At 26.9% G+C, this 25898-nt stretch carries 20 protein-coding genes; 6 read left to right on the plus strand and 14 right to left on the minus strand.

Features of this window, described 5'->3' with window-relative positions; all coding sequences use genetic code 11:
* Nucleotides 1-105: 105 nt before the first annotated feature.
* The 4 genes from Q0K52_RS05245 to Q0K52_RS05260 all read right to left on the minus strand — a co-directional run bounded on the left by Q0K52_RS05245 (nucleotide 106) and on the right by Q0K52_RS05260 (nucleotide 6662).
* Nucleotides 106-1686, minus strand: coding sequence for an amidohydrolase (locus Q0K52_RS05245; protein ID WP_297297197.1), 1581 nt, complete (start codon nucleotides 1684-1686; stop codon nucleotides 106-108).
* A gap of 16 nt (nucleotides 1687-1702) precedes the next feature.
* Nucleotides 1703-3520 carry an ABC-F family ATP-binding cassette domain-containing protein gene (locus tag Q0K52_RS05250; RefSeq protein WP_297297199.1) on the minus strand — a complete coding sequence of 606 codons (1818 nt, stop codon included), beginning with the start codon at nucleotides 3518-3520 and terminating at the stop codon, nucleotides 1703-1705.
* 97 nt (nucleotides 3521-3617) lie between these two features.
* Nucleotides 3618-5033 (minus strand): UDP-N-acetylmuramoyl-L-alanine--D-glutamate ligase, encoded by a 1416-nt coding sequence (gene murD / locus Q0K52_RS05255; RefSeq protein ID WP_297297201.1) that lies wholly within the window; start codon nucleotides 5031-5033, stop codon nucleotides 3618-3620.
* 750 nt (nucleotides 5034-5783) lie between these two features.
* The gene (locus Q0K52_RS05260; protein WP_297297203.1) at nucleotides 5784-6662 is read right to left on the minus strand and encodes a cation diffusion facilitator family transporter; all 879 of its coding nucleotides are present in this window, start codon (nucleotides 6660-6662) and stop codon (nucleotides 5784-5786) included.
* A gap of 241 nt (nucleotides 6663-6903) precedes the next feature.
* Here Q0K52_RS05260 and fabD point away from each other — a divergent pair, with 241 nt between their 5' ends.
* Both fabD and Q0K52_RS05270 read left to right on the plus strand, forming a co-directional pair.
* Nucleotides 6904-7815 carry an ACP S-malonyltransferase gene (fabD, locus tag Q0K52_RS05265; protein WP_297297205.1) on the plus strand — a complete coding sequence of 304 codons (912 nt, stop codon included), beginning with the start codon at nucleotides 6904-6906 and terminating at the stop codon, nucleotides 7813-7815.
* A gap of 425 nt (nucleotides 7816-8240) precedes the next feature.
* Nucleotides 8241-8882 carry an ankyrin repeat domain-containing protein gene (locus tag Q0K52_RS05270; RefSeq protein ID WP_297297207.1) on the plus strand — a complete coding sequence of 214 codons (642 nt, stop codon included), beginning with the start codon at nucleotides 8241-8243 and terminating at the stop codon, nucleotides 8880-8882.
* A 71-nt stretch (nucleotides 8883-8953) separates the two neighbouring features.
* On the opposite strand, the gene ahpC is transcribed toward Q0K52_RS05270, so the two are convergent.
* Nucleotides 8954-9517, minus strand: coding sequence for an alkyl hydroperoxide reductase subunit C (ahpC, locus tag Q0K52_RS05275; RefSeq protein ID WP_297297210.1), 564 nt, complete (start codon nucleotides 9515-9517; stop codon nucleotides 8954-8956).
* Nucleotides 9518-9734: 217 nt separating this feature from the next.
* Between ahpC and yqeK the strand changes: the two genes are divergently transcribed.
* Nucleotides 9735-10304 carry a bis(5'-nucleosyl)-tetraphosphatase (symmetrical) YqeK gene (gene yqeK / locus Q0K52_RS05280; RefSeq protein ID WP_297297212.1) on the plus strand — a complete coding sequence of 190 codons (570 nt, stop codon included), beginning with the start codon at nucleotides 9735-9737 and terminating at the stop codon, nucleotides 10302-10304.
* 9 nt (nucleotides 10305-10313) lie between these two features.
* Nucleotides 10314-11429 carry a GTPase HflX gene (hflX, locus tag Q0K52_RS05285; RefSeq protein ID WP_297297214.1) on the plus strand — a complete coding sequence of 372 codons (1116 nt, stop codon included), beginning with the start codon at nucleotides 10314-10316 and terminating at the stop codon, nucleotides 11427-11429.
* Between the two features lie 6 nt (nucleotides 11430-11435).
* Here the strand turns inward: hflX and Q0K52_RS05290 are convergent, their stop codons facing one another.
* Together Q0K52_RS05290 and Q0K52_RS05295 are read right to left on the minus strand one after the other, a co-directional pair.
* Nucleotides 11436-11894 carry a CAP domain-containing protein gene (locus Q0K52_RS05290; protein ID WP_297297216.1) on the minus strand — a complete coding sequence of 153 codons (459 nt, stop codon included), beginning with the start codon at nucleotides 11892-11894 and terminating at the stop codon, nucleotides 11436-11438.
* Nucleotides 11895-11964: 70 nt separating this feature from the next.
* Nucleotides 11965-13686, minus strand: coding sequence for a DNA adenine methylase (locus Q0K52_RS05295; RefSeq protein ID WP_297297218.1), 1722 nt, complete (start codon nucleotides 13684-13686; stop codon nucleotides 11965-11967).
* Nucleotides 13687-13864: 178 nt separating this feature from the next.
* Between Q0K52_RS05295 and Q0K52_RS05300 the strand changes: the two genes are divergently transcribed.
* Nucleotides 13865-15697 (plus strand): methyl-accepting chemotaxis protein, encoded by a 1833-nt coding sequence (locus tag Q0K52_RS05300; RefSeq protein WP_297297221.1) that lies wholly within the window; start codon nucleotides 13865-13867, stop codon nucleotides 15695-15697.
* A 133-nt stretch (nucleotides 15698-15830) separates the two neighbouring features.
* On the opposite strand, the gene Q0K52_RS05305 is transcribed toward Q0K52_RS05300, so the two are convergent.
* From Q0K52_RS05305 to Q0K52_RS05335, 7 genes are all read right to left on the minus strand, one after another.
* The gene (locus Q0K52_RS05305) at nucleotides 15831-17204 is read right to left on the minus strand and encodes an MATE family efflux transporter (protein WP_297297223.1); all 1374 of its coding nucleotides are present in this window, start codon (nucleotides 17202-17204) and stop codon (nucleotides 15831-15833) included.
* A gap of 36 nt (nucleotides 17205-17240) precedes the next feature.
* Nucleotides 17241-17780 carry a flavodoxin family protein gene (locus Q0K52_RS05310; protein ID WP_297297225.1) on the minus strand — a complete coding sequence of 180 codons (540 nt, stop codon included), beginning with the start codon at nucleotides 17778-17780 and terminating at the stop codon, nucleotides 17241-17243.
* Nucleotides 17781-18711: 931 nt separating this feature from the next.
* Complete coding sequence (moaC, locus tag Q0K52_RS05315) at nucleotides 18712-19170, minus strand: cyclic pyranopterin monophosphate synthase MoaC (protein WP_297297227.1); 459 nt, start codon at nucleotides 19168-19170, stop codon at nucleotides 18712-18714.
* A 32-nt stretch (nucleotides 19171-19202) separates the two neighbouring features.
* Nucleotides 19203-20000 carry a GTP 3',8-cyclase MoaA gene (locus Q0K52_RS05320; protein ID WP_297297229.1) on the minus strand — a complete coding sequence of 266 codons (798 nt, stop codon included), beginning with the start codon at nucleotides 19998-20000 and terminating at the stop codon, nucleotides 19203-19205.
* Nucleotides 19984-21195: a molybdopterin molybdotransferase MoeA gene (locus Q0K52_RS05325; RefSeq protein ID WP_297297231.1), complete on the minus strand. Its 1212-nt coding sequence runs from the start codon at nucleotides 21193-21195 to the stop codon at nucleotides 19984-19986. Before Q0K52_RS05325 ends, Q0K52_RS05320 begins: the two co-directional genes overlap by 17 nt.
* A gap of 2158 nt (nucleotides 21196-23353) precedes the next feature.
* The gene (locus Q0K52_RS05330) at nucleotides 23354-23527 is read right to left on the minus strand and encodes a hypothetical protein (protein ID WP_297297233.1); all 174 of its coding nucleotides are present in this window, start codon (nucleotides 23525-23527) and stop codon (nucleotides 23354-23356) included.
* A gap of 189 nt (nucleotides 23528-23716) precedes the next feature.
* On the minus strand, nucleotides 23717-24871 hold the full coding sequence (locus Q0K52_RS05335) for a site-specific integrase (protein ID WP_297297235.1): 1155 nt from the start codon (nucleotides 24869-24871) through the stop codon (nucleotides 23717-23719).
* A gap of 413 nt (nucleotides 24872-25284) precedes the next feature.
* On the opposite strand from Q0K52_RS05335, the gene Q0K52_RS05340 reads away from it, so the two are divergent.
* Entirely contained in the window at nucleotides 25285-25470 is a 186-nt protein-coding gene (locus Q0K52_RS05340; RefSeq protein ID WP_297297237.1) for a ligand-binding protein SH3, read from the plus strand.
* The last annotated feature ends 428 nt before the right edge of the window (nucleotides 25471-25898 follow it).

Genomic DNA, 25898 nt, shown 5'->3' on the forward strand with positions numbered 1-25898 from the left:
TAATTAAAGAATAATTTTAATCAATTAATTTAGTTTGATGTATAAAATAAAAGGATTTAGTAAATTGCTTACTAAATCCTTTTTAATTATGAAATATAATCAAAATCAAGCACTATAAACTATATCACCATCAACTATAGTTTTTAATACTTTTATATCTTTTATTTCTTGTGTATCTACTTCAAATATATCTCTGTCTAATACTATAAAGTCAGCTAATTTATCTTCTTCTATGCTTCCTTTAACATTATCTTCAGAAGACATATAAGCACTTCCCATAGTATACAAATAAACTGCTTCTTTAACAGTAAGTTTTTCTTGAGGCATCCAACCGCCTTCAGGCCAGCCATTCAAGTCTTGTCTATTAACCGCACAGTATATACCTTCCATAACACTTATGCCATCAACGAAACCTGCAGAACCAAATGCCACATTAACTCCCATATCCATAGCTGTCTTATAAGCGTAACTTGTAGAAGCTTTCTCCTTACCTACTCTCTCCTCGGCAATATGCATATCATTATGAAGGAATATAGGCTGATAATATACACCTACATTTAATTCTTTCATTCTTTCAAATAAATCTTTATCTGTTATTTGACAATAAACTAATCCGTTTCTTCTATATTTGAAATTTTTAGTATCTTTTATTTTTTCTATAGAATTTAATGCCATTTCTATAGCACCATCACCTGTAGCCTGTATAGCAAGAGAGTAATCCAAACTATTAGCATAGCTTACTAAATCATCAAGTTCTTCCTGATTATACTGAGTAACACCTCTAAATCCTGAAAGATCATTATAATCATCTCTTAAAAATGCTGTTCTTGAACCTATACCTCCGTCTATAACAAGTTTAATACGTGATACTTTAAATCTATCATCATTTATATATTGATAATAGTAGTATTGTCTAAAATCATCTATATCTTTTTTATTTATAAATTGAGCATGTTCACAAACTCTTATTTTTAGTTTTTTCTCTCTATGTAATTTTTGATAAGCATCTATAATCTTTCTATAATCAAAATCCGGCAAACTTCTTAAATCATCTGTTTGTATTGAAGTAATACCCATTTTGAAGAATCTTTCCTGAGCATCTAATATTATTGATTTTAAAGTATCTATTTCCAATGATTTAATCTTTGATAAAATCAAAAACATATCTTTAGAACTGATTAAACCATTTTCAAAATCTATACTATCTGATGACATTTCATCTGTAATGCCGCATATTTCAAGAGCCTTACTATTAGCAACTATCATTTCACCGCAGCATCTTCTAAAAGCAACTGGAATTTCACTGGATATCTCATCTAAATCTTTTTTATTAAGCATTCTTTGTTCTTCAAAATAATCCTGATTCCAGCCCCAGCCTATAATCCAGCCTTCATATTGTTCAGCTTTTTGAGCAAGTTCTATTACTTGTCTTATAGATTCGCATTCACTTAAATCAAGCATAGTATTAAAACGTGCATAACCAACTAAATTAACACTGCTGTCATTAAAACCCGGTATTACTGTCTTTCCCTCTAAATCAATTACTTCTTCAGCATTTGGATATTTTTTTAATACTTCTTCATTAGTTCCGGCAAAAGAAATTCTTCCATTCTCAACTGCAAGAGCTTCATAAATACTATCTTTTTTATCCATAGAATAAATTTTAGCATTCTTAAAAATTCTCATTCAGTACTCCTTTTATTTATTGTAACATAGATTTTATATTATCTATATCTTCATTGACTAAGAGCCATTCATTCTCTGTTTCTTCTATTAATTTTTTTACTTCCAATAAACGTTTGCTTTTTTCATCATCATAGCTGGAAGAAGTTTCAAAAAATTTCAATATTTCAGCTTCTTCTTTTTTATAATCTTCTATTTGCTTTTCATGTTTTTTTAACAATGATTCGCATTTAGAAAGTTTATTTCTGATTTTTTTTCTTTCTTCATAGCTATTATTGTTTTTATCTTCATTACTTACATTTTCTTTATTATTATTTGCCTGATATTCAAGTTCTTTTTCTTCTTCTTCTAAAGCATCAAGTCTTACTCTATAAACATAAGCCTCATAATCTCCAGAATAAAGCGAAAGTTTTTTATCTTTAACTTCTATTATTGTATCAGCAAGCAAACTAGCAAATGTTCTATCATGCGATGTAAAGAATATTGTTCCGCCGTAATCTCTCAAAGAATTAGCAAGTGCCTCAACTGTTTCAAAATCCAAATGGTTTGTGGGTTCGTCTAATATAAGAACATCAGCACATTGTGTAATAGCAGCCAAAAGAGATAATCTTGCCATCTCTCCTCCGCTTAGCACCTTAACATCTTTATTAACATCATCACCAGAAAATAAAAAACTTCCTAAAAGTGTTAAAAGTTCCTGTGTTAATAATCCTTGTTTAGCATTCTTTTTTAGATATGATAATACCGTATCATTAGAAGTTACATTTTTATAAGTATCTTCACCAAAATATGCTATTTTTATACCATAAGAATAATTATAAGTACCTGATACTGGATTAAGTCTTCCTGCTATAGTTCTTAAAAAAGTAGTTTTACCTTCTCCGTTTTGACCAAGTACAGCTACCCTGCTTCCTCTTGTTATTTCTATACGTCCGCTTTTAGCAACTATCTTATCACCATACCCAACAGCTAAATCATCTGAAATAAGAGCAAAACCTTTCTTTTCCGGAACCTCTGGAAGTTTTATTCTAACATTCTTTGCCGGGTGAGTTATTTCTATAGTTTTTAATTTCTCTATTTGTTTTATACGTGATTGTACTGCTTTTGCCTTTGTAGCTTTATATCTGAATCTTTCTACAAATCTCTCTAAATGAGCCTTTCTTTCCTCAACATTCTTATTATACTTTTTTATTGTATATTCTTTTTCTTCTTTATATTCAAAATAATCTTCTATATTTCCAGGAAAATATGTTAACTTTCCGTTTTCCATTTCCACAGTTTTATCACAAGTAGTTTTCAAGAACTCCCTATCGTGAGAAACAATTAAAAAGCCTCCATTATAATCCATTAAAAAATTTTCTAAATCTATTAATGTGTTCAAATCCAAAAAGTTTGAAGGTTCGTCCAATATTAAGAAATTTGGTTCATAAAGCATCATTTCTGAAAGTTTTACTCTCATTCTATAACCGCTTGATAAACTTCCCAAATTATAATTTATTTTAATATGGTCTATACCAAATCGGCTGGCTATTTTAGAACATTTCCAAGATTCTTTTGATGTAACTCTTGTAAGATAATCTATTACTTTTTCATTATCATCAAAATCACCCTGCTGACGCAAATAACCAATTCTTACATCATCTGAAAATACTATTTCTCCGTCGTCAGGTTCTTCAATTCCCATAAGAATTTTTAAAAGAGTAGTTTTACCTGCCCCATTGCGTCCTATCATACCTATTTTGGATTTTTCCTCTATAAGTAAATTTACGCCGTCAAGCAAAACTTTATGAACAAATCTTTTAGATATATTTACTATATTTATTATACTTCTAGCCATAATATTTTCAAATCTTCTTTATAATTAGTGAATAATTCTATAATAATTTTAAAAAATATTCAAATATAATAATGAATTATTTTTGATTAATTTTTAATTATTCTTTTGTAATGGTATCAAGTTTATAAACTAAACTCTTGAAATATTTTCCCCTTTCCTCGTAATTTTTAAACATATCAAAACTAGTACATCCAGGAGATAATAAAACTGTATCACCATTGATTGATATAGCAGAAGCATAATTAAATGCATCTGTAATATCTTTAATAATTATTTTATTCTCAAAACGAATCATATCATTGAGTGCCTCAGCTGCCTCTCCAATAAGAATAAGTTTTTTAACCCTGCTTTCTATAAGATTATTTAATGATGAAAAATCTATATTCTTATTGCGTCCGCCCATTATAAGTATGATATTATTATCAAAAGATTTCAAAGCACTCATAACAGCATTCATTGATGTGGCTTTAGAATCATTAATATATTTTACTCCATTTATAGTGGCAACAAGTTCAACTCTATGCTCTATGCCGTTAAAATTATTAACAACATGTTCTATATGCTCTGCTGGTATATCATTTTTTAAACATACCAAAACTGCTGCCAATATATTTGCTACATTATGTTTACCTATTACTTTTCTGTCTTTTATAGAAAATAATTTTTCATTTTCATAATATATATATTCATCTTCTTCATTATAATATATAGTAGCAAATTTACTTTTTAAAGAAAATGTTAAAAGCTTCATTTTGCAATTGTTATTAAGTTCATTATAATAAATATTTGTATATATATTATCATAATTTAATATAAGAAAATCATTTTTATTCTGATTAATACTTATATTCTTTTTAGCATTAAAATATTCATCTATGTTTGCATATCTGTCAAGATGATCCTCTGCTATATTAAGTATTGCTGCTATATGAGCATGAAATTTCTCAAGAGTTTCTAATTGAAAACTAGATAACTCTAATACTATATCCTCATCTTCCTCTATGCTTTCAATTTCTTTAGAAAAAGTATTTCCAACATTGCCTACAAGTCTTGCTTTTTTATATGAACTTATTATTTTATGAATAAGTGTAACTGTTGTTGTTTTTCCATCTGTACCAGTTACTGCAATATAGTTTCTATTAGGCAATAAATTATAAGCAAATTCAATTTCACCTATAATTTTTATGCCTCTCCTTTTTGCCTCAACTACTAATGGTATACTTTGAGGAACACCAGGAGATATTATAATAAGTGTAATATCATCTAAAATAGATAATTCCTGATTACCAAAAAAAAGTTTAGCATCTTTATCTTTCAATGCTTGTATACTTTCTTGAAGTTCTTCCTCTGTTTTACTGTCGCTTAAAGCATATTTTATATTAACATCCATATTAGTATTAATGTCATATAAAACATTTGCTATACTCACTCCGCTTCTAACTGTTGCACCTAATATCAAAATATTCTGTTTTTTTAATACTTTTATATATGTCTTATTTAAATCTAAAATCATCTTTTACACCAAAAAAATTATGTTACTTCTATTATAACAAAAGAACAATAAATTTAAATGCTTTTTTATCATATTAATATACTTAATATAGCAAAACATATATATTTTGATGCAAAACTGTAATATTTCTATTAATATACCTAAATAACTATATTTTATAAATTTCTATATTTTTATAAATGCATTATCAACTTTTTTGACGCATACACTCTGCGGGCTTCGCCAAAGTTGCTGCCATACATACACCTACGGTGGACTTCATCAGGTACTCCCTTCGGTCGCTGCAAACGCAAATACTACAGATTAATATTTTAAGAATATGCATCAAATATGGTATAATACCCTAGTTTTAAGTAAAAAATGCACTCTTTCACAAAGCCTATAAAAGTTTATGAAGTATTATAATACTCTTTTGGCTGCAAAAAAAACCTTATATCCTCAACAGGCTCGGATACGCTTCGCGAAAGTGCAAGGATAGAATTAGTACTAAATCATACTAATTTTATTTTACATGTAATATAAACTATTAATTTAAGCACACCTAAAGGTGTACTTCGTCAAGTCAAATATAGCCTTTTTGCTTCTCTCCGTAGGCTGGCTTCGTCTGTGGCATACCACAGGGACTCCATGCAGTCGCAAAGAAGTTGGGTCTTGCGTAAGCACACAGAGTGGTAGGCAAAGCCCCATATATAAAAAAGAAAATATAATTTTATTTTTGACAAAATATAGTTGTTTAGGTATATATTAAAATTATTTATAAGCTTCTATATGTATAGTAGGCTCTATATTTAACTTTTCTCTAATAGCATTCTCAAAAGTACTAGCATTCTTATGTGCTTCAAGTACAGTCATATCTTGAGGAAAACGCATATGGAAAGTAATTTCTGTATGTGCCCCATAAGTATGTATATGAAAATGGTGCAAATTAGTAGAATCGCTGTTTATATTAAGTTCATTGGCAATATTATTTATTTCTTTTATAATATCCTCTGAAGGACTTTCACCTATTAATGGTTTTACACTGGATCTAATAACATCATAAGCAGCATAAAATATTACAAGTGAAACTAATATACTTAAAACACTGTCTATCCACCAGAAACTTTTACCGAATACAATACCAACCAATATAATTATAGATGTAATACTGTCGCTTCTATGGTGCCAAGCATCAGCATATAATGATTTAGAACCAGATTTTCTATATCCCCAAAAAGAATATTGAGCCAACAATTCTTTTATAAGTATAGAAACTACCATAGCAATTATAGCCATAGTTGTAAATGAAGCTGTTTTTTTATTCATAATATTTTTTATAGCTTCAGAAAAGAAACTATAACCTATAAATACAAGCATTATTCCAACTATAAAACTTGTTATAAGTTCTATTCTTCCATGTCCGAATGGATGTTCTTCATCAGGCGGTCTTTTAGAGAATATTCCGCCTATAATAACAATAACACTGCTTATACAGTCACTCAATGAATGCCATGCATCTGCCATAATAGAAAGAGATCCAGTCAAAACCCCTACTGCATATTTAAAAACAAACAATACTATGTTAACGATAACAGATACAATACCTTCAATTATCATATATTTAGATTTTTTCTCATCACTCATATTCATACCAATACTCCGAACATTTTAATTGTTTATCATTTAAAGATAATCAATTTAATATAAAATGTCAATTGTAGAAATATAAATTGTTGTTTACAGATTAGAATGTTGTAACTTTAATTAAAATCATATAACTAATATAAGAATCATCAAAATCAAATTAATATCTTGATAAAAGTGCAGTTTTTTGTTAATATTTTATAAAACAATTATGTTAATAAAAAATATATTAAAAAGGAGAATAAATATGTCTAATATAGCTTTTCTATTTCCTGGTCAAGGTTCTCAAAGTGTAGGTATGGGAAAATCTTTATATGATAATATTGCTGAATCTAAAGCAATATTTGATAAGGCTGCTAATATTTTAGATGATGTAGATATTAAAGCATTATGTTTTGAAGGAACTGAAGAAGACCTTAAAAAGACTGAAAATACTCAGCCTGCTTTAGTTACTGTTGGTATGGCTGCTTATGAAGCTTTAAAAGCTAAAGGTGTTAAAGGTAATTTATTTGCAGGACACAGTTTAGGAGAAATCACTGCTCTTTCAGCTGCTGGTTATATATCATTTGAAGATGCAGTAAAAATTGCTAGAACAAGAGGTTTATTAATGGCTAAAGCTGGTGCTGATGCTCCTTATGGTATGGCTGCTGTATTAGGATTAACTTATGATGATGTAGCAAAATGCATGCCTGAAAATAAAGAAGTTGTTGCAGCTAATTATAACTTAAAAGATCAAATAGTTATATCCGGATTATTAAGTGCTATTGAAGCAGTTACTCCAAAACTTCAGGAAGCTGGTGCTAAAAGAGTACTTCCTTTAAAAGTATCTGGTGCTTTCCATTCACCATTTATGAAACCTGCTGCTGACAGTTTAAAAGAATTCTTAGAAAAAATAGAATTCCATAATAATGAAAATAAAGTTTTATCAAATGTTACAGCTGAAGTTCATGAATTTGACTCTATTAAAGAAAATTTATATAAACAAATGTTCTCTACTGTTAGATGGTATGACAGTATGATCAATATGCAGAAATTAGGAATTACTAAAGTATTTGAATGCGGTCCTGGAAAAGTATTGATTGGTATGAGTAAAAAAATTACTCCTGATATTGAAGCATTACCTGTATTTGATATTGATTCTTTAAATGCTGCTTTATAATTTTATAATATAGTTAAATAAAAATAAAAGCTGATAATTGATATAAAGTTGATTATCAGCTTATTTATATATACCTAAACAACTATATTTTGTCCAAAATAAATTTATATTTTTGTTTTTATATCTGGGGCTTTGCCCACCACTCTGTGTGCTTCTCAAGTACCCCAGTTCTTTTGTTGGCACAAAGAACCAAAAAGACTGCATTTTTATGGTATATCCTACATTTAATCGGCATGTTTTTTTAGTATAAAGTTATAGCGATTGCGTTTTCGCAAAGCGTATCCGAGCTTGCCGAGGATATAGCTACTTTGACGAAGTCCGCAGAGCGTATGCGGCAAAAAAGTAGATAAAATTTACATAAAGTGCATCATTTGACAAACTTAAAAATTTTTAGTATATAATAATAAAATAAATAGGAAAAAACAATGATAAAAATTATAAATTATTCTGCAATTATAATATTATTTATATCAGCAAATCTTTTTGGAAATACAGATTTTTTTAATGCTGTACACCGAGGTGACATTAATGCAGTATCTAAATATATAAAAAATGGAATTGATATAAATATTCAAGACAATAGAAAAAGAACTGCTTTAATGATAGCCGTTTATAAAAATGATATAAATATGGTGAAACTTTTAGTGAATAATAATGCTGATGTTAATATACAAGATGAAAATCTGAACTCTCCTTTTTTATATGCAGGTGCCAGAGGCTTGCTTGATATATTAAAATTATTATATAAAAAAGCTGATAGTATAAATGTTCTTAATATTTATGGAGGAAATGCCTTAATACCAGCATGCGAAAAAGGACATTTAGAAACTGTTAGATTTTTACTTGAAAATACTGATATAAATGTTAATCATATAAATAAATTATCTTGGACAGCCTTACTTGAAGTTGTAATATTAGGTAATGACAGTAAAAATTATGTTGAGATAGTGAAATTACTTTTAAAGCATGGTGCCGATAAAAATATAAAAGATAATAATGGTAATGATGCCTTATATTATGCTAAAACTAAAGGATTCAAAAATATAGAAAAATTATTAACAAATTAAAGTTATTATAAAAAATAAGGGCATATAAAATTAATTATATGCCCTTTTCATTTATGGTATATTTACAATAATTATAGTTTACCAACTAAATCAATTCCTGGTTTCAAAGTGCTAGCACCTGGTTTCCATTTAGCAGGACAAACTTCTCCGCCATGTTCAGCTACATATTGAGCAGCCTGAACTTTACGTAATAATTCATTAGCATCTCTACCGATTCCCATGTCATGTACTTCATAAGCTTTGATTTCACCTTGTGGGTTTACAATAAAGCTTCCGCGTAATGCTTTACCTTCTTCTTCTACATATACTTCAAAGAATTTTGCTAATACTCCTGTTGGATCTCCTAGCATTGTATATTTAAGATTTTTAATAGTTGGTGTAGCATCTGCCCAAGCTTTGTGTACAAAATGTGTATCTTCAGAAACTGAATATACTTCACAATTAATTTTCTTTAATTCATCATATACTGTTCCTAAATCAGCTAATTCTGTAGGACATACAAAAGTAAAGTCTGCTGGATAAAAGAAGAATACACTCCATTTTCCCAAAACATCTTTAGTTTCAACTGTTTTGAATTCTCCGTCTTGATAAGCTTCTACTTTAAAATCTATAAGTTTTTTATTTATTAAACTCATTTATAACTCCTTTTACTAATGTTCGTATACTCTAACAATACATTAAATAATAGTTTTTGTCAAGTAAAAAATAATACAAATTGAGAAAAATTACTAAAAAATTAAAATATATTTTTATAATTCATATAAAATAAAAACTTAAGCAAAATAAATTGACAAAATAATTTCAGTATAATAAAATAATTCAATAAAAATAATTAATAATCAGAGTGCGATAATGAAAGAATTTACTAATCAAGAATTAGAAATAAAAAATTATATAGAAAAATATTTACCATTTAGAGAAAAACATATACTTTCAACTAGGGAGCTTTCTATTGAAATAGCTGAAAAATATAATGCAGATACAAATAAAGCTTCACTTGCCGCATTATGTCATGATTTAGGAAAAAGATACAAAGATGATGAAATGCGTAAAATAATACTTGAAAATGATAAAATGGAATATCCTAATTATATAACAGGAGCTTTATTGCATGCCAGAGTAAGTGCTATAATAACAGAAAAAGAATTTAATATAACAGATAAAGAAATTATAGATGCTATAGAAAGTCATACTGTAGGACATGGAAATATGACTATGCTTGAAAAAATAATATATGCATCTGATTATCTTGAACCTACACGCAAACTTGAAGCTGCTGATAGAATTAGAGAAAAAATATTCATAGATTTTGACGGGGCATTCTTAGATGTTGTGTTAGAATCTATACAGTTTGTATTGAGCAAAAAGCAATATTTATCTGATAAAACAATAGAACTTTATAATTCATTAGTAATTAGGTAACGATTTTTTATGAACGAAGAATTAAACAAACCAAAAAAAGCATATATAATATTTGTAGCAGACAGTAAACAGTATAGAAACAGTAAAATAAATATAAATAATATACTTAATGAGCTTTCTATGTTATGTGATACTGCTGGTTATGAAGTCGTTAATAGATACTCTTTTATACAGCAAAAAATAACTGCCGGAACATATATAGGTACTGGTAAATTAGAAAGTCTTAAAGAAAGTGCTGTAACTGACGGTGTAGAATATTTCATATTTGATAATGAATTAAGCGGTTCACAGGTTAATGCTATAGAAGAAGGTTCTAATATAACTGCATTAACAAGAACTGAAATAATATTAGAAATATTCGCTATGCGTGCCAAAACCATGACTGCTAAAATGCAGGTAGAATTGGCATTCTTGGAATTTGAATACCCTAGATTAAAAGGTAAAAGAACTAATTTAAGCCAAATAAAAGGCGGTATCGGTTTAAGAGGCGGTGCTGGTGAAAAGCAATTGGAATATGACAGAAGACGAGCAAGAGAAAGAATACATAAATTAAAATCACAATTAAGCAGAGTGGAAAAATCAGCAAGCACTGGAAGAAAAGGCAGAGGAAGTACATTCAGAATAGCAATAGTAGGTTATACAAATGCTGGTAAAAGCACCTTATTTAATTTACTTTGTAAAGAAAGTGTATATGTTGAAGATAAATTATTTGCTACTTTAGACACACATACAAGAAAATTATATATAAGCGATGATACCCCTGTAGAAGTTATAATAAGCGATACAGTTGGTTTTATAGACAGACTTCCTCATACTTTGGTAGCTTCATTTAAATCTACTCTATCAGAAGTTGTTGAGGCTGATTTACTTCTTCATTTGGTTGATTCAAGCGATGAAAATATAGAAGAAAAAATGATTCAAGTTGAAAGCATTATTAAAGAAATAGATGCCTCACATATAAAACGTATTGTTGTATTTAATAAAGTTGATGATATAGATGAAATACAAAAAAATAAAATATCAACTTCTTATGATGATTCAATGTTTATAAGTGCCAGAAACAATATTAATATAGAATTGCTTAGAAAGAAAATACTTGACACTATATTAGAATTAAATAATTAAAATAAATTAATTCAATCTTCTTAGCTGGGCGAATATAATTACCCAAAAGTCTTCACCATTAATAGCATAATGTGATATTCCAAGATGTGTAAATTTATCACTCAGTATATTCAGTTTATATTGATGCGAATTCATCCAGTAACTTACAACAGTTTCAGCATTTTTAAACCTATATGCAATATTCTCATCTGATGAAAATACTCTTATTCTATTTTCATAAAGAAGCTCATCATACCTAGTATTATTGGGCCTTACATGAGAAAAACTAATAGCAAGCTCTTTTGCCCTTATATTAGCTATATTATTTAATTCTTCACTTATTTCTAAAGGATATAACCCATCATTTTCTCTTATTTCATTAATAGATTTTAAAGCCAATTCTACATCTGAATTATTTTGAGAATATAACAGTACTGCATTTAAGCAGCAAAATATAAATAAAATCTTAATTACTATATTATACATATTTTACTTTTCAATTTATAATGAATTTTATATTTATTTATTCAACGGATAATAATATAATATGTTTTAATTATTTTTCAAGTCTCACCAGTAATTTATTTTTGTTATTTTCCGGTATATTAGAATGCGTTATATTATATATTATTCTTTTTCTTATCTTATCAATTATGCTTATTTCTTTATTTTGACAATATGACATAATATCTAAAATATTATTTGTTATATCAACTAAATACTCATTAGATTTTTTAGAACATAATCTAGTGTAAACTTTTAATATATATTCACCAAAATACTTTATAAGCTTTACATTATTAGCCAATATAGCAGCATTAAAATGATAGGCATATACTTGTAATGCACTAATATTATCTTCTTTTATATATCTATCCAAAAATAAAGAAAACATTTTTATATATTCTAAACTTTTATTCTGAAGTTTTCTGCATATTTCTTCTTTATTTATTATATGAGTTGAATACTGTAAATCTAATACTAGAATATCATTTCTATCATAATCAAATACAATACTATCCTTAGAACAATCTAAAGGACTTTCTAATTTCAATCTTATATTTTCTATATATTTTAAATTTTTATTTATATTATTTGAATGAGATTTTTTCTTTCTAGTATTAACAACGAATAAATATTCAACATTTTTAGTTTTATTGACTACAGACCTTTTAGCACCTCTATACTTAGTATACTCAGAAGTAACAATATCCAGCTTACCCACACTTTCAAGCATAGAAATTAAATCATCATATTCTATTATGCCGTCAGTAGAATAACTCATAATAATATGATTAGCATCTATATTATTTATCAAATTCATTAAAGCATCTTTTGCAGTTTTTTTATAACAATACAATGATTTAGTTTTTATCCAATCCTTTCTAATTCCGCCTTTATTAGTTTTCTTTCCATCAATATAAATATCTTTATTAATAGCAGGCTTATCCCATAAAGCTATTGTATTTAATAAATGATAATTACTTCCATATTGATGCTGATTATAAGGCGGGTCTAAATATACTAAATCAAAATGCTTATTCTTATTTTGCTTCACAAATTCATTAGCATCTAACATACTTGCATGACATTTCTTTCCTTGAAATAAAGGAATCTGCTTTAATGATATATGAGATAATATTCTATTTAAAGCATCTTTATTTCTTCCTCCGAAACCAGCATGAAAAGCTTTAAAAACACCAGATGTATTTGTATGAGTTGCTGATTCATATATGATAGAAGCTATCAAATAATAATACTCTTTTTGATTTATAACTTTATTTTTGTAAAGTTCTTCTACATTATGTCTTATAATATCTATTCTTGAAGCATTATACTGAGTATAAAAAAGTCTTTCATTCAATAAATCAGGATTATCATCATCTAAAGGAGCATAGTATTTGGATATATATCTGTCTTCATCATTAATAAAATCAATATTATTAATCATATCTATAGTATTATTTACCCCTCCGGTATGAATAAACATATTATTTAAATCTTTAATATTAATTGTAAGGTGAGCATAGTTTAAAACATAAGAATAATATTCCCAATCATTTGAATAAACTTCCAAATTCATAGTTTTTAAAAGTCTTGACACACTGCCGCTTCCTGCAAATAAATCAAGTGCAGTATTAATAGTATTATCTTCTTCTAGAATACTGAAAATAGTTCTTTCTATGAAAGGAAGAAGTCTTCTTTTATTACCAATATATGCTATTAAATTTTCTTTTAAATAATTATCTTTTATATTATTTTCCGTATTAGTTATCATAATCTTATTATCATAATATAGTTTACATAACATATTAACATAATATCATCAAAATATCAATATTATATAATTAATTATTTTAGATAATAGTATTTACTATTTTTTATAATAGTTTATAGTATTTGCATTATTCTTTTATAAAAGAATTGATAGTAGATTAAATGAAGGGGTTGAGTTAATGTCAAAAGGAAGTTTAAAAAAATCTAAAGGAAATAGTTTAATATTAAAATTTTTGATACCGTATACAATATCACTTGGAATTATTTGTATTGCAGTATATATGGCATATTTTCCGCAATATAAAATAAGGTTTTTAAATTCAAACAGATATAATGTAGCTAATATATCAAATGAATTAGAAAATAATATATCTTCATTATACGGCAGAATAAATATATTTTGTTCTTATGTAGAAAAAGAAACTGATCTGAACAAGTTGGCATCGGTATTTGCAAATGTATTGGATGAAGAAAAGGATTTAATGAATATATATTATGCTGATGATGTTCCTTTTAAAAATGGAGGGACTGTATTAAATATTGTTGGACAATTACCAAGCGACTATGACCAAACAGTTAAAGAATGGTATAAAAAAGCATTAGCAGAAAATAAAATAGTTATATCAGAACCTTATATTGATGCTATTACAAAAAAGGTGGTCATAACTTTTTCAAGAGCAATATATATAGACGGACAATTATATGGTGTAGTTGGAATAGATGTGGATTTCTTCAAATTAATATCAAATACTTTAGAAGAATCAAAAAAATACAATTATGATATAAGTATTGTAAATGAAAATGGTCTATACATATTCAGTAATAATGAAAGTTATATACTAAAAGAAAATATATTCAATAACAGTATAGTAGCTCCTCATAAAAATGATATGTTAAATAATGCTTCTTATGAATGGATAGGAAACAAAAATTCTTATATATCAATGAATATAAAAAACAGTACTTGGTATTTATTTGCTATTATTCAAAACAGTGATTTAAACAGTTCTCTTTTTAAATTAGGCTTACTTGTTGTATTTGTATTTATATTACTATCTTCTATTGAAACCATATTGGTTATTATGATAGCTACACCAATATCAAATACATTAGATAATACAATATCAATAATACAGTCAATGTCAAAAGGTAATTTCAATACTTCTTTCAATGAAATAGAATTACATAAGAAAGATCAAACTGGAGATGTTATAAGAGCATTAAATGAAATGCAAAAACAGCTTGGAAATATAATTCATGGCATGAAAGATGAAATTAATGGAATAAATAATTCTGTAAATATAATTACAAATGGAAATATAAATTTATCTGACAGAGCAACATCTCAGGCAAGTTCATTAGAAGAATTAACAAGATCCATAGAATTTGTATTTTCATCTCTTAGAGAAACAGCAGAAAATGCCGGTAATGCAAAAAGCATGAGTGAAAAAGTATCTAATGCAACAAGAAACGGAGTTAATGCTATAAATGCTACTTCTCATAATATGGAAGAAATATCTGAATACAGTAAAAAGATATCTGATATAACTAAAATAATAGAGTCTATTGCTTTTCAAACTAATATATTAGCATTAAATGCCTCTGTAGAAGCTGCACGTGCTGGTGATCAAGGAAAAGGATTTGCTGTTGTAGCAAGTGAAGTAAGAAACTTAGCAATCAATGTTGGAAATGCAGCTAAGGATATCACAAATATAGCAAATGAAACTATAGAGAAAATACAAATGGGAAGTACTTCTGTTCAGGCCTCATCATATATATTGAATCAAATAGAAGCATCGGTTAATGAAGTGCTTACATTATTAACAGAAATATCAAGTGCGATAATAAAAGAAGAAAACAGTGTATCTGAAATAAATACTGCTGTTATAGAAATAAACAGAATAACTCAAGATACATCTAAAATTGCCCATGAAGGTGCTGATGCCAGCAGAGATGTATTAGAAAAATCAAATAATATAGTTGATCAGGTTTCATATTTCCGTTTTAATTAAAAATAAAGTTTGTTTAATAAACTAATTATGTTTTGTCAAAATAAAAAATAAATTTTGACAAAACATAAAAATATATAGATAACTTTATAAGACTTTAATAAAAATTGAATGAATATAAAATTATATACATAAATTAATCATGTACAAACTTTATCCATTTATTACTAAAATATCTATAAGTAAATATAATAGCCTTTAATATCCAATCTACAAACATAGCTATCCAAGTTCCAATCATACCCATTTTAAAGTATAATGCAAATACATAAGCTAATACTATTCTGCATAATACCATTGAAACCGAAGCAACTATCATAGGAAATTTTGCATCTCCTGATGCTCTAAATACCACAGGCAAAGAATATCCCAAAGGCCATATAATCATCATAATAGCATGATACCATGATAATTTATAAGTATATGAAGTAGCCTCTGCTGATAAATGATAAATATTAAGTATAAAAGGCAAAAGAGCCAATATTATAATACTCGTTATAGTTTGAGATACATAAATAATAGCTATAATTTTTTTAGCATAATATTTAGTTTGATTATAGTCATTAGCACCTACACATTGTGATATAACAGTAGTAAGTCCTAAACCTATAGCCATTCCGGGTAAAACTTCAAAACTAGCTATTAATGTAGAAACAGAATTAGCAGCTATTGAAGCAGTTCCAAATGTAGATATTAAACTCAATATAAGAAGTCTTCCCAAATAAAACATTCCATTTTCTATACCATAAGGAATGCCTACTGATAATATTCTTTTTATTGTATTTAAATCCATCTTATACATTATTTTATTTTTTATATATATAAGATTTTTTTCATTAAGTCCCAATATTATAATTATTAATGCCGAACCTACCCTGCTTACTAATGTAGATATTGCTGCTCCTGCTATACCCATTTTAAATACATAAATTAAAACAGCATTTCCTATCACATTAAGAATATTCATAGATATCATAATTTTCATTGATATTTTTGAATTCCCTATAGTTCTAAACATAGAAGCTCCGCCGTTATAAATAGCCAGAAATGGTATTGAAGCTGCCACTATTAGCATATAAATATTTGCATCGTTTCTAACTTCGTCTGTAATGCTTCCGAATAATGTACTTAATATAGCATCTCTAAACAAATATATAAATATTGTTATAACTACAGAAAATAATATTAAAAATCTTATTAACTGATTAATAGAATCATCTGCTTTTTCTATATTTTTAGCTCCTATATATTGACCGCTTGCAACAGCTCCTCCTGTAGCAATAGCAGCAAATATGCTAATAAGAAATGCTATAACAAAATCAACCAAAAATACTGCAGATACAGCTGATTCTCCGACATTAGCAACCATTATAGAATCTATTAATCCTACTAAATATTCCAAAAAAACTTCTATAATAAGAGGAATGAATAATTTAATAAGATATTTATTAGAAAACATATAATTAGTTTTTATGTTATTATTTAAATCCGAGTAACTTATGTCGCTCACTTTCCACCCCATCAATACAATTTATTAAACATTTTATTAAACATTTAATCCCAAATTATAAGCGTCCTGCATATATTTTTTATCTTTAACTTCTTCTTTATTCCAAACACTATGTGCTAATATAACACCTTTTTCTCTTACATCTTCTAAACAATCCAAGAAGCCTCTAAATCCGTCAATAGTTCTAACCATTTCTTTTTCATCTTCTGTAGCAGCTGTTGCAATGAAATAAAAATCTTTATTTTTAATTTCTAAATATTTTGTAACGCATCTGTCTATAAAAGTTTTCATTTGAGCATTCATAGTATAGAAGTACACAGGTGTAGCCATTACTATTACATCAGCTTCAAGCATTTTATCTAATATTTCTTTCATATCATCTTTTTGTACGCAAGGTTTATTATTCTTATAGCAAGTACCGCAGTCTTCACAGTAATTTATTTTCTTATCTTTTAGAAATATTTTTTCTGCATCATGTCCTGCTTCCTTTGCTCCTTTTAAAAACTCATCGCATAGTAAATCTGAATTTCCTCCTCTCCTAGGACTAGATGATATTATTAATACTTTCTTACTCATTTTAAAACCTCTTTTAATTTGTATTTTTTAATTGAGGGTATTATAGCATTGGAGTGCACTCTAATGTCAAATGATTTTTAAGATTTTTTTATTAGTTTTTTGATTTAATTTTTATTATATACTGAAACGATTTCATTTTGCCGACTACTGCACATTATGTAATATTATCAACTTTTTTGCCGCACAAAAAAGTTGCAAAAAACGCAATTGCTAGAACTTTATATTAAAAAATATATGTATTAAATGTATGGTATAACCTAGATTTAAACTAAAAATGCAGTCTTTTTGGTTCTTTGTGCCAACAAAAGAACTGGGGGTGTGGGGGCAAAGCCACCACAAACAATAAAATTGAAAAAACAAAAATTGACAAAATATAGTTGTTTAGCTATATACTAAGAATTTTTAAGTTTGTCAATTTGTTTATTGTTCTTTTTCCCACCGCATACGTTCTGCGGACTTCGTCAAAGTTGCTTATATCCTCGACAAGCTCGGATACGCTTCGCGAAAGTGAAAGTATAAAATTAGTACTAAATCATACTAAAATTGTTTTATATATAATATAAATTATTAATTTAAGCAAAAATATAGTCCTTCGCCGTAGGCGGGCTGTGCCTGCTTCTTTGGGTCACCACCGAGTAGGTGCCTTGCCTACGGCACGCAGAGCGTCGGCAAAAGAAGTGGGGTGCTGCGTAAGCACACAGCGTGGTGGGCAAAGCCATGCAGATATTTAAAATTAAAAAAATTATTTTTGACAAAATATAGTTGTTTAAGTATATGTTAAAAATATAGGAAGCGTATTAATTATTATAAAATTGATTTTTTATTATTTTTTATTTACTCAACAATTATAAAATACTGCTATAAAAAACATATTTCTATAGCAGTATTATTTTGTAATCTTTAACAATATTTAAAAAGTTATAATAAAAAATTATATAATTTCTTCTTTAGTTTTTGATAAAAGAGTTATATCAGATATTTTCATATTTTTATCAACTGCCTTACACATATCCCATATAGTAAGTGCCGCAACACTAACTGCTGTTAATGCTTCCATTTCTATACCAGTTTTATAACTGCATCTGCAATAAGACTTTATTCTTATTCCATCTTCTTCCAAAGAAAAATCTAAACTAACCTTTTCTATATTAATATTATGACATAAAGGAATTAAATCGGAAGTATGTTTAGCACCCATTATTCCTGCAATTCTAGCAACTGATATAACATCGCCTTTTTTTATATTATTTTCTTCTATTAACTTGAGAGTTTCTTTTGATAAATATATTTTTCCTGAAGCCTCTGCAGTTCTTTTCACAATATCTTTATTACCTACATCAACCATATTAGCATTGCCGCTTTCATCTATATGTGTTAATTTATCACTCATATTTTTTCACTCCAATAATTATATAAAAATTATTATCCGCCTATCATACTAACAGACTCTACATCACTATAAGCACCATTCTCTGGTTTTCCTTCAATACATTTTATAATAGAACCTCTTATATCATCAAAATCTACTTTAAATTTTATATTACTATGCAAACAGCTTAATAAATAACCATCTGATAATAATCTTATTCTATTACAATATTTGCATTTTGCTGGTCTGTCATATTCTATTGCATCTTGTTTTTGCTTGTTAATATTATAATACTGTATTGTCTGAAGTTTAGCATTCACACTATCAGCATATTTTTGAATAATAGGAAGTTCTTCTTTAGATTTTTCATCGTATATAACAACATTAATTTTTAATTGAAAACCTAATTCCGATGCTTTTTTTATTCCTTCCATAGCATCATAAAGATTTCCGCCTCTTGTAATATATTTATATCTTTCACTATCTAAAGTATCAAGAGATATATTTATTGAATCAAGACCTGATATTTTTAATTTTTCTGCAATTTTAGAAAGTAAAATAGCATTTGTTGTCATAGCAATAGTTTCTATTTTTTTTATTGATCTAATCATAGAAACAAGCTCATCAATATTTTTTCTGACTAAAGGCTCCCCTCCTGTTATTCTAACCTTTTTAATTCCTAATTCAGAAGCTTCTTTTACTATATTATATATATTTTCATAACTTATAATGTCATTATGTTCTTTTTTAATTACTCCGTCTTTCGGCATACAATAAATACATCTTAAATTGCATCTATCCGTTACCGAAACACGCATATAATTAATTTCTCTATCAAAGGAATCTAACATCAACTATGCTCCCTTTTGAAATCTCTGATACTCCAATATCTATTTTGAGTATTCCGTTAGCCTCAGAAAAAGATGATATCATAGAAGAATTATTATATTTTATAAGTTTAACTGATAATTTAGTTTCATCAAAAAATAAATTAACAGGAACGAATTCAAGTCTTTCAATATCTTTTCTCTTGAAATCATCTGCAAGTACAGCTTTAATATAATTATTTTTAGGATTCAAACCCAAACAATTCAATATATATGATTTAACCATTATTTCAAAAGTCATAAAAGAAGAAACAGTATTTCCAGGTAAGGCAAACACAGCCTTTTTATCTAATTTACCAAAAAATAAAGGTTTTCCTGGCTTCATAGCAACACCATGGAATATTTGATTAACACCAAGTTCCAATAATTCTTTATGAACATAATCAAAATCTCCCATAGATACTCCGCCGCTTATAAGAACAATATCATTTTCTTTTATTGCTTTTGATAGCATATCTTTTATTTCTTTTTCATCATCATTTACTTTACCATAAAATTTACTATTGCATGATAATGCTGATGTTCTTGAAACAAGCATAGGAGCATTAGCATCGTATATTTGTCCTTCTTTTAAACTATCTCCTATATTTGCTATTTCATTTCCTGTAGATATCACAGCAACATTAATTTTCTTTTTTACTTCAACATCGCTATATCCAAAACCTGCAAGTATAGCAATATCTTTTGGAAGAAGAAATTTCTTATCTAATATTTTATCGCCTGATTTTTTATTATTTCCTTTTTTTATAACATTATTAGTCATTTCTTTTTTTGTAAAGTTAATAATAGTTCTTCCATTCTCTTTTTTTTCTTCTGTCCATTCCACTCTTTGAACGAAATCGCAATTATCCGGAATCATAGCACCAGTCATTATTTTTACACATTCACCGCTTTTTACTTCAATCTTTTCAAAAAGCCCAGCATATATAATTTTATCCTCAATCAATACATAACTATTTTTATTTTCATCTTCTTTTTTATAAGCATACCCGTCCATAGAAGATTTACTGAAAGGAGGATCATCATTAATGGCATAGATATCATCAACTAAAACTCTGTCATAACAATTTAACACTGATATTTTCTCATTGCCGTAATCTTCAGAATTTTTTAATACTAACTCTAATGCTTCATCAGGATGTAAAAAAGTTCTAGACATAATAAACTCCTATTATTGCTAATAAAATTACTTATTTAAAAATAAAAATTATTCGCTAAAAGTTTCTAGTAACTAAAGTTACTAGAAGCTCATAATTTTTATACTCAAAGTATATGGCAAATAAATTTGCCAGATGCTCGTAATTTTATAAGTTATTGCTAATAAAATTATTTATAATAAATAAAAATTGTTCGCTACTATGTTCTAGCAACTAAAGTTACTAGAAGCTCATAATTTTTATACTCAAAAGTATCTAACAAATAAATTTGCCAGATGCTCGTAATTTTATAAATTATTGCTAATAAAATTATTTATAATAAATAAAAATTGTACTATACCTAAACAACTATACTTTGTCAAAATTAAAATTATATTTTCTTTTTTATATCTAGGGCTTTGCCCCAGACCCCACTTCTTTTCTTGCCACAAAGAAGCTTATATCCTCGACAGGCTCGAATACGCTTCGCGAAGAACTGCATTTTATAGGTTATACCCTATATTTAATAGGCATGTTTTTAATATAAAGTTATAGAGATTGCGTTTTTTGCTACTTTTTTGTGCGGCAAAAAAGTAGATAAAATTTATATAAAGTGCATCAGTTGACAAACTTAAAAGTTTAACGAATTTTTTAAAATCTATAAGAAAGCGGTACAAGGCTTTATTTTTATTGCAAACCAAAATACAAGCAGGACATAAACTATTTGAGAGATAGTTTTTCACACTTGTACCGCATTTCTAGCTATTAAATTAAAAGAACTATTATTAACCTTACTCAAAGTATACAATATACCAGAGCATAATACAACTATATTATACATGTTTTTCCTTCAATGCTAAAAGGTTTCTCACGCCTTTTTTTGATAGCATTTAATAATTTTATCCGCATTAACTAATATACACAAAATAATTTTAAAGTCAACAAAATACAAAAAATTTTTAAAACTAATTTTTTAATAAAATAAATTTGAGTAAGTCAATCTGTCAGTATGTTTGTTTTGGCACATTTTTTGCAAAGTTAGTTAACTGACTAACTGACTTTAAAAACTTTCTTTTTGATTTAAAGATTTTAAAAATAAAAAACTAAAAAACATAGTTATCTAGTATTTATAAAAAAGCCGTGTTTTTGAAGTTTTTTAATTGGGCATACATAAATCTATATTAAACCTAAAAAAGCCCTAAAAACAAGCCTCTACGCTTCAAATAAAGCCCTTCAAATCAAAAATCAAAACTCAATTTTTGATAATGTTATCGCAATAGCATAAATTAAAAATTAAAATAGCTCCTAAATAGAAAAAACGCAGTAAATAAAATCATAATTTTTTATAGTAAAGTGTACAAAGCGTGCATGTTCACTTCGTGCATCTTACCAGTAAAGTGTACAAAGCGTGCATGTTCACTTCGTGCATCTTACCAGTAAAGTGTACAAAGTGTGCATGTTCATTTCGTGCATCTTACCAGTAAAGTGTACAAAGTGTGCATGTGCATTTCGTGCATCTTATAAAAAGTCACCAAATTAATGATAAAAGTTACATCAAAAAGTTTTGAGTTAATTTTTAATGAGCTTATATTCTCTAATGATTTTTGATATTGATATATGTTTTGATTTTTTAATCATAATTGATTATTTTGATGAAAAAAGTTAAAATGTACTTTACTATTTTTAAAAACAGTAATATAATTTTGATGTTAATATAGGACATTGTTTTATATCTCCATTTAAAATGATGTTTTCAAGGGTAAGGTTTGGCAGAACCTTAGCCTGTATATTGCTTATTTTTTTATTTCTTGTATAAGCAAGATTAATAAAACTAAAAACAATATAGTGTCTTGCATATTAGACCTCCTAATATGTTGGATTCAGGGCTGGAACTTTGCAGAGTTTCAGCCTTTATTATTTATTTTTTATAAAAAAATATTTCATAATAAAATATTGGTTTGTTTTTAATATTTAATTTCATTTCAATACTGCAGTTATTAATAACTATTAAAAAGATTATTATACTTGCTATTAAACATATTAATGATATAATAATACTGTTTACTATTTTTAAAAATAGTATTATATTATTTATGTTAAACATTTTGTTACTCCCATAGTAATTGATGTTTTTTAGGGTAAGGTTCTAGGAAAACCTTACCCTTTTTTTATTTAGGCTGATTACTTTTTATATATTTCATTCACATACATTTTATGCAGTTCTAATAAATACTTGCTTACTCTCATATTCAAACTGTCAGCCTCTTTCTTCATTTCTTGAAATGCTGTTTTTGTAACTCTCAAAGTTATCCCTATATTTTTTTCTTCTTTGACAACAGGTTTTAATTTTTGCATACCGCACTCCTTATAATTTATTTTTTGTATACTCTTAGTAAAAAAATATAAGGAAATATAAGCCGCTCTTTATTTATTTTTTAAAAAAATTCATACCAACATCATTTTTTTTAAAAAAGCGTCCGCAAATATAAATTTATTTATATTTTATTATACGGTATTACGGTATGGTATTAATATATAGCCTAGCTATCCATTTTTTATACTCAGTTTATCAATCCTATTATTAAGCTCATTCATTTTTAGAACTATTGTATTAAGTGTATTTGTTATATTTTCCTGAAAATCATTTTTTATATTTTTGATTTCATTATCTCTATTTATTTTTTCTGTATTTGCTTTATTAAATGGGTGATTACTCATTGCATTTTTTATCATATTCATAAGCACATAAATATATCTGCTTGTTGTTGTGTTAATATTTGAATGTCCCATCATCTTGCTTATTAAATAAGTTTCTGTTCCGCTCTCTGCCATGTCAGTTGCAAAACCACGTCTGAAAGAATGGCAGGTGATTTTTACTTTATTTCTTTTTGATATTATTCTCATAATCATAGTCATAGTTTCTATTGCTAAATCATGACCATTGTTTTTTATAAAAAGATTATTCTGTCCTTTAATTTTATTTTTTCTTAATATCTCATCACGTTCTGCTATATAATCAATTAATACATCTTTAATCATATCAGAAAAAACAACTATGCGGGGCTTGCTTCCTTTAGTTTTATAAATAGTTATAGTTTTGTTTTCAAGATTTATATTTCTAATATCTATGCCTGCAGTTTCTTTTCTGCGAATGCCTGTGTTTGACATTAAAAGCATCATTAAAATATTTCTTTGATTTGTGAAACTTTCTTTTGAAGTTCTTTCTATTTTTTTTATAATATCTAAAGTTTGATTTGCTTTTACTACCAACTGTTCTTTAATTATTGGCTTAGGTCTTTTTATATCATCAAAAGTATCTATTAATATTTTAGCTTCTATTATTTTTTTCTTATGTAAAAACTTTAAATAACTTTTAACAACATTTATTCTGCAGTTAATAATATCAGATGATAATTGATGTTCTGTTTGATATGATATATATTTTTCTAATAGTTCTTTATTTATATTTTTGTATAAAACTTCAGTACTGCAAATATAGAGATAATCTTTTTCAGACGCCGCAGCGATAGAATAATCATTATCTTGTTTAATTATGAACTTGAAAAAATATATAATATTATTTTTATATGTTTTTACAGTTGATGGGCTTTTATCTATAGAAAGATAATCAGCAAATTGAAGAATAAAATTGACATCTTTGGAATAATCATAAAGATTATATTTTTCAGCATTAAGCATAAAAAAACAACTCCATTTTTATTCTAAAAAATTTGCTTGACTTTTGAAAAAGAATAGAGTTGTTTTCTTAGATATAATTATTATCGGCTTAAATAATTTTTCATTAAATATTTTTTCTATTTCATTTTATCCCTCCATCGATATTTCCTTATATTTTTTTATATATGTATGGGATACAAAATATTTTTTAATCTGATAAAAAAATATTTTTACTAAATAAAAAAGGAGGTAAATTATGACTTTTAATTTAGAAAAAGCTATTAGAGCAATATTTGTTATAGTTAATACCGTAATTGCTCTAATAGACATATTCAAAGATTAAGGTTAATACCTTATTAAAAGCACCAAATATAGAGCAATATATTTGGTGTTAAAATTATAATATTAAAATAAATAATATCAAGGAGTTGTATATGGCTAATGAATTAGAAAAAAAAGAAGAGTTAAAAAAAGCACCCAAAAAACTGCACTGGGCTTTTACAGCCCCAGAAGAATGTATTAATGAAATGAAAGACTATGCAAGAAAGTACAATATGTCTTTAGGCGAATATATAGAGGCTATTCATAAAAGATATGTAGAAAGCATACAAAAAAAATAATTTAATAAAAAAAGAGGGTAAAGTCCCCAAAACTTTACCCTCAAAAATCAAAATATCACTTGCGAGGTAATAAAATGATTACTACAAATATAATACTACTGTTTTTAAAAATAGTAAAGTATATTTTAACATTTTCTATAAAAATAATTAATAAAGATAAATACAAAAAACTTCATTATATATTAGATAAAGCAGATTCTTTTTTAACTCTTATTGTAAATATTTTATCAATAATTTATTTATGAATATTTATAAAATATTAAAGTCAATTACAGTTATTGCGGACGCCGTCTTCAAAGGATAAAAAATCCTAAAAAATATGTCAGGTATATTGTTATAAAAGAAAAAATATTTTTTTGCACAGGAGCCAGACATATTGCATTAAGTATTCCTTAGTTTTTTAAAGTATAACATAGGTGTATCATAAT

This window comes from uncultured Brachyspira sp. (genome assembly GCF_944390845.1).
In the GTDB taxonomy this organism is placed as follows: Bacteria; Spirochaetota; Brachyspiria; order Brachyspirales; family Brachyspiraceae; genus Brachyspira; species Brachyspira pulli.

Coding starts and splice junctions, on each gene's coding strand:
- Q0K52_RS05270 (WP_297297207.1), top strand. CDS start 8,241: ATGATAAAAATTATAAATTATTCTGCAATTATAATATTATTTATATCA.
- hflX (WP_297297214.1), top strand. CDS start 10,314: ATGAACGAAGAATTAAACAAACCAAAAAAAGCATATATAATATTTGTA.
- Q0K52_RS05310 (WP_297297225.1), bottom strand. CDS start 17,780: ATGAGTAAGAAAGTATTAATAATATCATCTAGTCCTAGGAGAGGAGGA.
- Q0K52_RS05250 (WP_297297199.1), bottom strand. CDS start 3,520: ATGGCTAGAAGTATAATAAATATAGTAAATATATCTAAAAGATTTGTT.
- yqeK (WP_297297212.1), top strand. CDS start 9,735: ATGAAAGAATTTACTAATCAAGAATTAGAAATAAAAAATTATATAGAA.
- fabD (WP_297297205.1), top strand. CDS start 6,904: ATGTCTAATATAGCTTTTCTATTTCCTGGTCAAGGTTCTCAAAGTGTA.
- Q0K52_RS05325 (WP_297297231.1), bottom strand. CDS start 21,195: ATGTCTAGAACTTTTTTACATCCTGATGAAGCATTAGAGTTAGTATTA.
- Q0K52_RS05245 (WP_297297197.1), bottom strand. CDS start 1,686: ATGAGAATTTTTAAGAATGCTAAAATTTATTCTATGGATAAAAAAGAT.
- Q0K52_RS05290 (WP_297297216.1), bottom strand. CDS start 11,894: ATGTATAATATAGTAATTAAGATTTTATTTATATTTTGCTGCTTAAAT.
- Q0K52_RS05320 (WP_297297229.1), bottom strand. CDS start 20,000: ATGTTAGATTCCTTTGATAGAGAAATTAATTATATGCGTGTTTCGGTA.
- murD (WP_297297201.1), bottom strand. CDS start 5,033: ATGATTTTAGATTTAAATAAGACATATATAAAAGTATTAAAAAAACAG.
- Q0K52_RS05335 (WP_297297235.1), bottom strand. CDS start 24,871: ATGCTTAATGCTGAAAAATATAATCTTTATGATTATTCCAAAGATGTC.
- Q0K52_RS05300 (WP_297297221.1), top strand. CDS start 13,865: ATGTCAAAAGGAAGTTTAAAAAAATCTAAAGGAAATAGTTTAATATTA.
- Q0K52_RS05260 (WP_297297203.1), bottom strand. CDS start 6,662: ATGAATATGAGTGATGAGAAAAAATCTAAATATATGATAATTGAAGGT.
- Q0K52_RS05330 (WP_297297233.1), bottom strand. CDS start 23,527: ATGCAAAAATTAAAACCTGTTGTCAAAGAAGAAAAAAATATAGGGATA.
- Q0K52_RS05295 (WP_297297218.1), bottom strand. CDS start 13,686: ATGATAACTAATACGGAAAATAATATAAAAGATAATTATTTAAAAGAA.
- moaC (WP_297297227.1), bottom strand. CDS start 19,170: ATGAGTGATAAATTAACACATATAGATGAAAGCGGCAATGCTAATATG.
- ahpC (WP_297297210.1), bottom strand. CDS start 9,517: ATGAGTTTAATAAATAAAAAACTTATAGATTTTAAAGTAGAAGCTTAT.
- Q0K52_RS05340 (WP_297297237.1), top strand. CDS start 25,285: ATGGCTAATGAATTAGAAAAAAAAGAAGAGTTAAAAAAAGCACCCAAA.